A 7,118-nucleotide genomic window follows, 5' to 3' on the forward strand; every position below is an offset into this window, starting at 1 on the left:
GATTGACATTTTATTGACCAGGCATTAATTTCGAATTCAATTAATGCCTGGTCAGTTTTTTATCAAATGAACCATACGTCCGATGAAGCACTTTGCCCGATTGGCCTGCTGATCCACCTGTCAAACCAGTTCAAGGATCACTTGCTGAATGACTATTTTGCTGACAGCGACATCACCGCGCCTCAGTTCAAGGTCTTGATCAGTATCTATAAAGGATTAACCAGCCCGGTGGAAATGTGCAAAAACGTGATGATGGACGGTGGCGCGCTTAGCCGCATGATTGAGCGGATGGTGAAGCGGGAATTTATTGTGCGCCAGCCTCATCCCAGCGATAAACGGCAGGTGATTCTGGCGCTGACGGAAAAAGGGCGGGCAATTTGCCAGCAGTTTGAACAGGAAGGGATGCAGGTTTTACCGGCGAAAATCACTGCTCGTCTGACGCCTCAGGAGGTCGAGCAGTTGATTCGTCTGTTGACCAAGATGCTGCCGGATGAGGTGATCACGCGTTATTTACCCTACTGAATCCATTATTTTGGGCATTCCCTATGAGGCTAGCCGCGGTTGTCGCGCTGGTGTGTGAATAGATGTTGATGCCGGTTTCGTCATCGGTGGATGCGAAAGCGTGTTTCTGATAGTCAGTAAGGAGGATTTTGCAATGATGCTATCAACGATGCCATCTATGGTGAGATTTACTGCTGAGCTGGTTGGCTGGATAGAAAACCACCTTGAAAGCCCACTGATGATCAATGACGTCACTGCGAAATCGGGTTACAGCAAATGGCATTTGCAGCGTTTGTTCAAGAAAGAAACCGGTGTCGCGTTAGGGACTTATATCCGCAACCGGCGCTTGAGCAAAGCGGCGATTGAATTAAAGCTTACCAGTCAAACCATTCAGGATGTGGCGTTACGCTATTGCTTTGATTCCCAGCAGTCGTTTACCCGCACCTTCAAAAAGCATTTTGGCATGTCTCCTGGGCATTATCGCAGGGCATCATTCTGGGATTTCTCCAGCCTGCAACCGTCATTGAGGGCTGATACGGACTGGCTTCCTATCCCCGAATTAGTTGATTTGCCTGTCAGGCCGACAGAGACCTCTTTTTTTGAACATAGCCAACATATTGATGACTTTATTTCGGCGAACGATATCTCGCAAAGAATCCAATGGTGGGAACAGGCAAGCCACCAACAGGATGGCGAATATGCGGTCATTTATTCTTTTTCAACCGTGATTCCTGATGCCAATCGGGTTAACCGACATGTTCGGTTGGCGTATCACATGAGTGCTGTTGACCCACATGATCATGTTATTACTGATGGTGTTGACAGTCAGACGCAAACGCCGGGCGACCGTTATTTACGCTTTAGCTTTTCCGGCGACGAGCAGGAATATCAGTCGTTTTTGAAAACGATTTATCATCATATTTTGCCCGGTCAGGCCTATACCCACATAAATAGCGGGGTGCTGGAAGTTATCCGTTGCAGGAAAAACGAAAACGGCAAGATAGATACCGGGTATTTCGACGTGGAATATTATGCGCCGTTTGATCGAAAAATAAGTCAGCAGTAATCATAGAATAACCGCTTACGTAATGGGGTGGTTTCAGTTTTATCGCATGGTGAGCTACCGAAGTGAAGGTATACTGCATCGCAGTTTTCGATCACAAAAGAGTAAGTGTGTTATGACAGTAATTAAACGTGTAGTGAAAACCATAGGGGTAGCCGGCCTGATGACGATAGCGGGTTATGTTCAGGCAGCAAGCTGGCAGGATTCTCTTTCCAATGCGACCAGCCAGTTAAACCAGAACAGCGCTGCATCTGGCAATATGAGTGAACTGAGCCGTCTGCTCGCCAGCGGAACACCATCGCTGAGTGCCGGTAGCATGAACAATGCTGCGGGTATCTTGCAATACTGCATAAAACAGAAGCTGGTTTCAGCAACGAATACCGAAAATATCAAAAATCAGCTGCTGAATAAGCTAGGATTGTCTTCTCAATCAGAACAGCAGAAAAAGACTGACTATATGCAGGGGCTGTCCGGCCTGCTCAGCACAGGCGAAGGGAAACAGCTAAATCTGAATGCAATTGGCAATACGCCATTGGGCGAGAAAGTTAAAACTAAAGCATGTGACATCATATTAAAGCAAGGTGTGAAATTTATTTCATGATGGAATCTTACCGTATGAAATATTGATAATATCAGGCCAGGGGTGATTCATCATCATCGATTATACCCTAAATAATTCGGGTTGCAGGCAGCCAACACACCTGCAACTTGAAGTATGACGGGTATATAAGGCTCGTGATGAGCCTTATATACGAATGCTTTACTTGTCGTATCGTATGCGCGGGCGTTATATATCAATGGATTCCGTTTCGACGAATCGATAGCATCATTTTGACCTGTAAAGATGATTTTCAACTCAGATGTTCAGGACAATGTTATCCCAAGTATTAAGGATCTTGATAAATCGATCAGTGCAGCCAGTGAATTGAATCTTGCGCTTTATGAATACCAAAGCGTAAAAGATGCCGGAAAATTACCGGAAATAGAGAAAAAAATTAATGTCCTGCTGGTTAATCTAAACGAATTAACAAATTATTACATGGCAAATGATCTGTCTAATGATGAAGACAAAGCGATGACGGTTAACGCACTGAATGACATTACCGCGGTTCAAAATGCATTACCGGCGTTTCTTGCTATATCCCGTTCGCAAGATAGTGCAGCAGCCTTGTCTTTGTTGCAAGGGGACAGCGGTGTGGGCGCGAAGGTTCGAAAACTGGTGAATGACCTGAAGGTCCAGATTGAATTAAACATCGACATCGGGAAAACGCTACGTAGTGAAAACCGCTCGATTTCTTCTCAGGTATTTTGGCAGATGATACTGTTTTCTTCCCTGATGATACTGGTGGTGGGAACGCTGGCGGTGAAAATCATTCTGGGTGTCCGTAATAACCTCAACACGATGCAACGTGTCATGGGCGAGGTCAGTGAGTCGCTGGATCTGACACTGAAAGCGAATGATAGCCGTCAGGATGAACTGGGAAAAACCGCCTCTGCGTTTAATACTCTGATGACGCGCGTATCGAGTTCGCTGGCGACTAATGCGAATACGCTGGCTGACGAAAACAGCCATTCGGTATCAACGATGGTAAAAACGATGGATGAGATCAAAGCCAGCTCCTCCAAGATTTCGGATATCACCGGGCTTATTGAGGGAATTGCTTTCCAGACCAATATCCTGGCGTTGAACGCCGCGGTTGAAGCAGCGCGTGCCGGAGAGCAAGGCAAGGGGTTTGCGGTGGTTGCCAGTGAAGTACGTAGTCTGGCTCAGCGCTCTTCTTCTGCGGCCAAAGAGATTAAGGAACTCATCAATACTTCTGCACAATTGGTGGAAAGTGGTTCGATACAGGCGGCTGATGTGGGCGAAAATATGGGCAAAATGCAGGCATCCATTCGCCAGGTGGCTGACATTGTTTCAGACATGGCCGCTGCGACCATTGAGCAAAGTCAAGGGATTGGACAGGTGCATCTGGCTATTGGTCAAATGGATACCGTGACCCAACAAAATGCTGCGTTGGTTGAAGAAGCTTCCGCTGCGTCGCAATCATTGCAAGAGCAGGCTTCAATGCTGAGTGATTTGGTATCGGCATTTAAAATCAGCCGCGACCACCATGACGTTATGGCAAAAAAAGTAGCGACTGAAGTGACGTCTGCCATGACAATAAAGCCGCAGTTAACCTCTGGCCTAACCTCTCGCCCAGCTATAGCTTCTCATCAGGCTAACGATAATTGGGATTTGTTTTAACGCTGCGGTTTGATCGCTTCCATCCTACAGCTGCTGTTTTGCACCAGTGGCTGTAGCCAGCAATATCGAGTTTCCGGTCAGTTGTATTTGAGACATATTGATTTGTTAAGAACACGCATGACGGCTCTCTTCGATTGCTGGTAAAAACGAAATCGAACCCGCTTTACCAGCATTTTTACCAGCAAAAGGGTATGGCTTCGAGCGTTTTTTGGTGAGCGAGGGTGAACCTAAAGAAGGGATAAGCCATTGATAAAAAGCAAAAAAGCAGACGTCGGTGAACGTCTGCTTTCTTTAAATTGGCTCTCTGACTGGACTCGCACTTCATCTGTAACTCCTGTTATTCGTGGTTTTCATAATGTTAGTGTTTTTTATACCAACATTTCTACCAACATTATTTAATCTGCTTGTATAAAATGTCAACTAAAAACAATTGGTTATGACAACATGCGGTGCTGAACCCTATTGAACAATATGCATGCTTGGGCTTGGTATGCTTTTGCTTTTATCCGCTTTATTTCAATAGATTAGCAACATCAAAACCGATATCTTTAGGCATAACATATCAAAGAGATAAGTAAAACCAAAAGGATACGTTATGACCAAAGCGGAGATCACCGAAGCTGTTAAGGAATGGTTCAATATTGAGAATTACAGCGAGCTTCATAATTTGACGGTCGAAGAGCTTTTCCAAGAGATAGAGAACCGAATTATCGTTTACCGGATGGAAAGCCGTCTGGCTTCGATGAGTTACGAAAACAGGAAGATACATGATGATTACTATGATGATTTGCTGGATGGTAAAGTCATTTTTGGGGATATCTTCGAAGGGCCAAAGAAAGAGCTTTCTTCCAGCTATGCCATCAAGCCTGTAACACACCAAGGGCTATGGGAGGTGGCGGGTTATGTTGCTGCTTTCGATAAATACGTTAACCCGGAAGGAAAACCCCTACCTCATATGGAAGTCTCACACTATCTGAAGGAAGCCGGGGTAAACAACGAGGGGCTGATGCTGGTTCAAATTAATCTGGCGGAAACGTCATCCGAAGAAATCATCAATCACCTTAAAGTGATGGTGCCTGAGTGGAAAGAACAACTACAGGCTCCTGAGCCTCCAGCCAGAGATTTCCGTTTTGGGGTTAGCAACCTCAAAAGAATACTTGATTACAACATCATTCCCATCATGGATTTGCTGTTCTGGGCGCAGGGTGAAGAGGTCAGGATTGGTATGCCGCAACTGACCAGCTTTTTATACCCTAATGAGTTCAAAGGCGGTATTCGTGATGTTGAAAAAGTGAAATCAACAGATCATCCACTGGCAGTCAATTATCTGACAGATCTTGCTCACTATCAGTCTTTTGTCGATTTTACGTACAGATACGACGACAGAAGACACTGGAAAGTACAGAAACTGATCAAAGATGAACTTGGTAAGGGCAAAGGGCAAGGAGGAACTTGATCAGAACTGACCTTTCAAGTGGCGGTGTATTGCGCAATGCAGATATCGCCTATATTCACTGAATCTGAACATACCCAATTTTTATCCTCCCAAAAATCTGCGTAAAAAACTCTTTTCTGAACATCCCTAGTTTAGAATCAGACAAAATCCTAGAATTATCTCCATCGAACAACACAGGAGATAAATATGGTTCAAATCGAAGAAAATAAAAAACAGCGCCTTATTCGTTTACCGGAAGTAATAAGAAGAACAGGATTTGGTAAGACGTGGATTTATGAACTTATCAAAGCCGGACGTTTTCCTGCACAGGTAAAAACGGGTGTAAGAGCAGTAGCTTTTATCGAAAGTGAGATTGATGCGTGGATTGATAACGCTATTTCACAATCACGCAGTGTATCTAAATAATATAAACAAGAGGAAATAAAATGAAGAGTATGGTATTGCCATCAATGAAAATGAATGTCACCAATGATTCCACAAGATATTTTATATTAAAAAGTTGTGAGGGTTATGATAAGTATTTACGACGCATGCAGGAATGTGTGGGGGAAAGGTTCTATTACCTCCTTGAGGATGATGAGTATATGGAAGATATTTTAAAAGCAGTCATAGGAAACAGCAAGATAGGTTTTAACAAGTTTTTAAAAAGGCACAGATATAAAGGTTCGCTTAATGACGTTCACTTTGATGAAGTTCTTGTGAATCTACGCGAAATACACAATGCAGTGAGTTGCTATATTTTAAACGACTACCAGTAGTTATTCTATCTGCCTCGTTGGAGGTAAGTAATATCAAACTGAAATATAAAAGCATTTAACTATGAGGAACAAATATGTCTAAAGAAACCGTTATTGAAAATAAATCCACAGAGCTGTTCTTTGATCTTGCTAAAAGGTCGTTTAAGGCAAGCTGGAAAGTCCTGCAAGAGATTAATGGTGAGAGCACAGAGCTTCTGGATGATCCTGATTTTATGAGTCCATTCATTATGAATGTATTTGACCATATCCAGAACAACTTTGAGAAGTTTACGGCCCAAGAAGGTAATCGTGGTGATATTACCGAAGTAAACTTTGAACAAGTTGCAGCAATGTTGGTGCGGTATTCAGATAGTTTTAGAAAGTAAGTTTAACGTTGCCCCGAAAGGGGCTAACAATCATAAATATAACAGAAGGATTAAAAATGAAAGAGATAGTGTTAAATGAAAAAAGTGAAACGGTAATACATCTTATATCAACAGTATTACAGGGGTATTGCGAAACGATTTATCACATATATGAAACAGAGCCTGAAACGGCAATGAATATTTTATCAGGAGAAATGCTGTCAGAGATACTTTATGACGTTCTCATTGCACATGAAGTTGACGTGTGTGCTAAAGATGAGAGATATAAAGATTTATCTGATATCAACTTTGATGAATTAAAGGAAACGATTTTATATTGGCATAAAGAACACATCATTGAACTGGTGTTAAAAAACATAGAGCAGAATGACACTGACGGCCCTGTTTATTGGAAGTTAAAAATGACAGTGGACCGTGATTGACAAACGGTTATATTCCCTCGTTGAGAGGGAAATAACATAGAAAATAAAACTGAGAGACTTAATATGATTGATGAATTCCACGTTATGTTTATGTATAGAAAAATCCAAGCTGAAGCTGCTACTACTGACTTAAAGATTCTGAACCAACTGTTGAAGAAGTTCCGCAAGGTGGTAGCAGAGCGCCGTGAAGAATACTATCAGGAGATTGGTGAGAAAAAGGCGCGTAAGCTGAAGGAGAAAAGATTACATAAGCTGCTTGAAAAAATGGAAAGTGACCGTATTTCGCCAGAAGATCTTTGTTGCTGACA

General features: G+C 43.0%; 10 protein-coding genes. All 10 read left to right on the forward strand.

Features of this window, described 5'->3' with window-relative positions:
• The first annotated feature begins 66 nt into the window (after positions 1 to 66).
• The 10 genes from Dpoa2040_RS10740 to Dpoa2040_RS10785 all read left to right on the forward strand — a co-directional run bounded on the left by Dpoa2040_RS10740 (position 67) and on the right by Dpoa2040_RS10785 (position 7,116).
• Positions 67 to 522, forward strand: coding sequence for a MarR family transcriptional regulator (locus tag Dpoa2040_RS10740; protein ID WP_042869724.1), 456 nt, complete (start codon positions 67 to 69; stop codon positions 520 to 522).
• 157 nt (positions 523 to 679) lie between these two features.
• Positions 680 to 1,567 (forward strand): helix-turn-helix domain-containing protein, encoded by an 888-nt coding sequence (locus Dpoa2040_RS10745; RefSeq protein WP_371810640.1) that lies wholly within the window; start codon positions 680 to 682, stop codon positions 1,565 to 1,567.
• Positions 1,568 to 1,679: 112 nt separating this feature from the next.
• Positions 1,680 to 2,165, forward strand: coding sequence for a DUF2501 domain-containing protein (locus tag Dpoa2040_RS10750; protein ID WP_042869726.1), 486 nt, complete (start codon positions 1,680 to 1,682; stop codon positions 2,163 to 2,165).
• A gap of 438 nt (positions 2,166 to 2,603) precedes the next feature.
• Positions 2,604 to 3,809, forward strand: coding sequence for a methyl-accepting chemotaxis protein (locus Dpoa2040_RS10755; protein ID WP_305792411.1), 1,206 nt, complete (start codon positions 2,604 to 2,606; stop codon positions 3,807 to 3,809).
• Positions 3,810 to 4,404: 595 nt separating this feature from the next.
• Positions 4,405 to 5,265: a DUF6387 family protein gene (locus Dpoa2040_RS10760; protein WP_168641236.1), complete on the forward strand. Its 861-nt coding sequence runs from the start codon at positions 4,405 to 4,407 to the stop codon at positions 5,263 to 5,265.
• 186 nt (positions 5,266 to 5,451) lie between these two features.
• The gene (locus Dpoa2040_RS10765; RefSeq protein ID WP_153508800.1) at positions 5,452 to 5,670 is read left to right on the forward strand and encodes an AlpA family transcriptional regulator; all 219 of its coding nucleotides are present in this window, start codon (positions 5,452 to 5,454) and stop codon (positions 5,668 to 5,670) included.
• Positions 5,671 to 5,690: 20 nt separating this feature from the next.
• The gene (locus Dpoa2040_RS10770; RefSeq protein WP_168641237.1) at positions 5,691 to 6,023 is read left to right on the forward strand and encodes a hypothetical protein; all 333 of its coding nucleotides are present in this window, start codon (positions 5,691 to 5,693) and stop codon (positions 6,021 to 6,023) included.
• A gap of 74 nt (positions 6,024 to 6,097) precedes the next feature.
• The gene (locus Dpoa2040_RS10775) at positions 6,098 to 6,388 is read left to right on the forward strand and encodes a hypothetical protein (protein ID WP_102801554.1); all 291 of its coding nucleotides are present in this window, start codon (positions 6,098 to 6,100) and stop codon (positions 6,386 to 6,388) included.
• Positions 6,389 to 6,444: 56 nt separating this feature from the next.
• A complete protein-coding gene (locus Dpoa2040_RS10780; RefSeq protein WP_168641238.1) occupies positions 6,445 to 6,810 on the forward strand; it encodes a hypothetical protein in 366 nt (121 codons plus the stop codon).
• A 63-nt stretch (positions 6,811 to 6,873) separates the two neighbouring features.
• Positions 6,874 to 7,116 (forward strand): DNA-binding protein, encoded by a 243-nt coding sequence (locus tag Dpoa2040_RS10785; RefSeq protein ID WP_168641239.1) that lies wholly within the window; start codon positions 6,874 to 6,876, stop codon positions 7,114 to 7,116.
• Positions 7,117 to 7,118: the final 2 nt, after the last annotated feature.

The sequence above is a fragment of the Dickeya sp. CFBP 2040 genome (genome assembly GCF_012273755.1).
Taxonomy (GTDB): Bacteria; Pseudomonadota; Gammaproteobacteria; order Enterobacterales; family Enterobacteriaceae; genus Dickeya; species Dickeya poaceiphila.

Coding starts and splice junctions, on each gene's coding strand:
- Dpoa2040_RS10740 (WP_042869724.1), top strand. CDS start 67: ATGAACCATACGTCCGATGAAGCACTTTGCCCGATTGGCCTGCTGATC.
- Dpoa2040_RS10745 (WP_371810640.1), top strand. CDS start 680: ATGGTGAGATTTACTGCTGAGCTGGTTGGCTGGATAGAAAACCACCTT.
- Dpoa2040_RS10750 (WP_042869726.1), top strand. CDS start 1,680: ATGACAGTAATTAAACGTGTAGTGAAAACCATAGGGGTAGCCGGCCTG.
- Dpoa2040_RS10755 (WP_305792411.1), top strand. CDS start 2,604: ATGGCAAATGATCTGTCTAATGATGAAGACAAAGCGATGACGGTTAAC.
- Dpoa2040_RS10760 (WP_168641236.1), top strand. CDS start 4,405: ATGACCAAAGCGGAGATCACCGAAGCTGTTAAGGAATGGTTCAATATT.
- Dpoa2040_RS10765 (WP_153508800.1), top strand. CDS start 5,452: ATGGTTCAAATCGAAGAAAATAAAAAACAGCGCCTTATTCGTTTACCG.
- Dpoa2040_RS10770 (WP_168641237.1), top strand. CDS start 5,691: ATGAAGAGTATGGTATTGCCATCAATGAAAATGAATGTCACCAATGAT.
- Dpoa2040_RS10775 (WP_102801554.1), top strand. CDS start 6,098: ATGTCTAAAGAAACCGTTATTGAAAATAAATCCACAGAGCTGTTCTTT.
- Dpoa2040_RS10780 (WP_168641238.1), top strand. CDS start 6,445: ATGAAAGAGATAGTGTTAAATGAAAAAAGTGAAACGGTAATACATCTT.
- Dpoa2040_RS10785 (WP_168641239.1), top strand. CDS start 6,874: ATGATTGATGAATTCCACGTTATGTTTATGTATAGAAAAATCCAAGCT.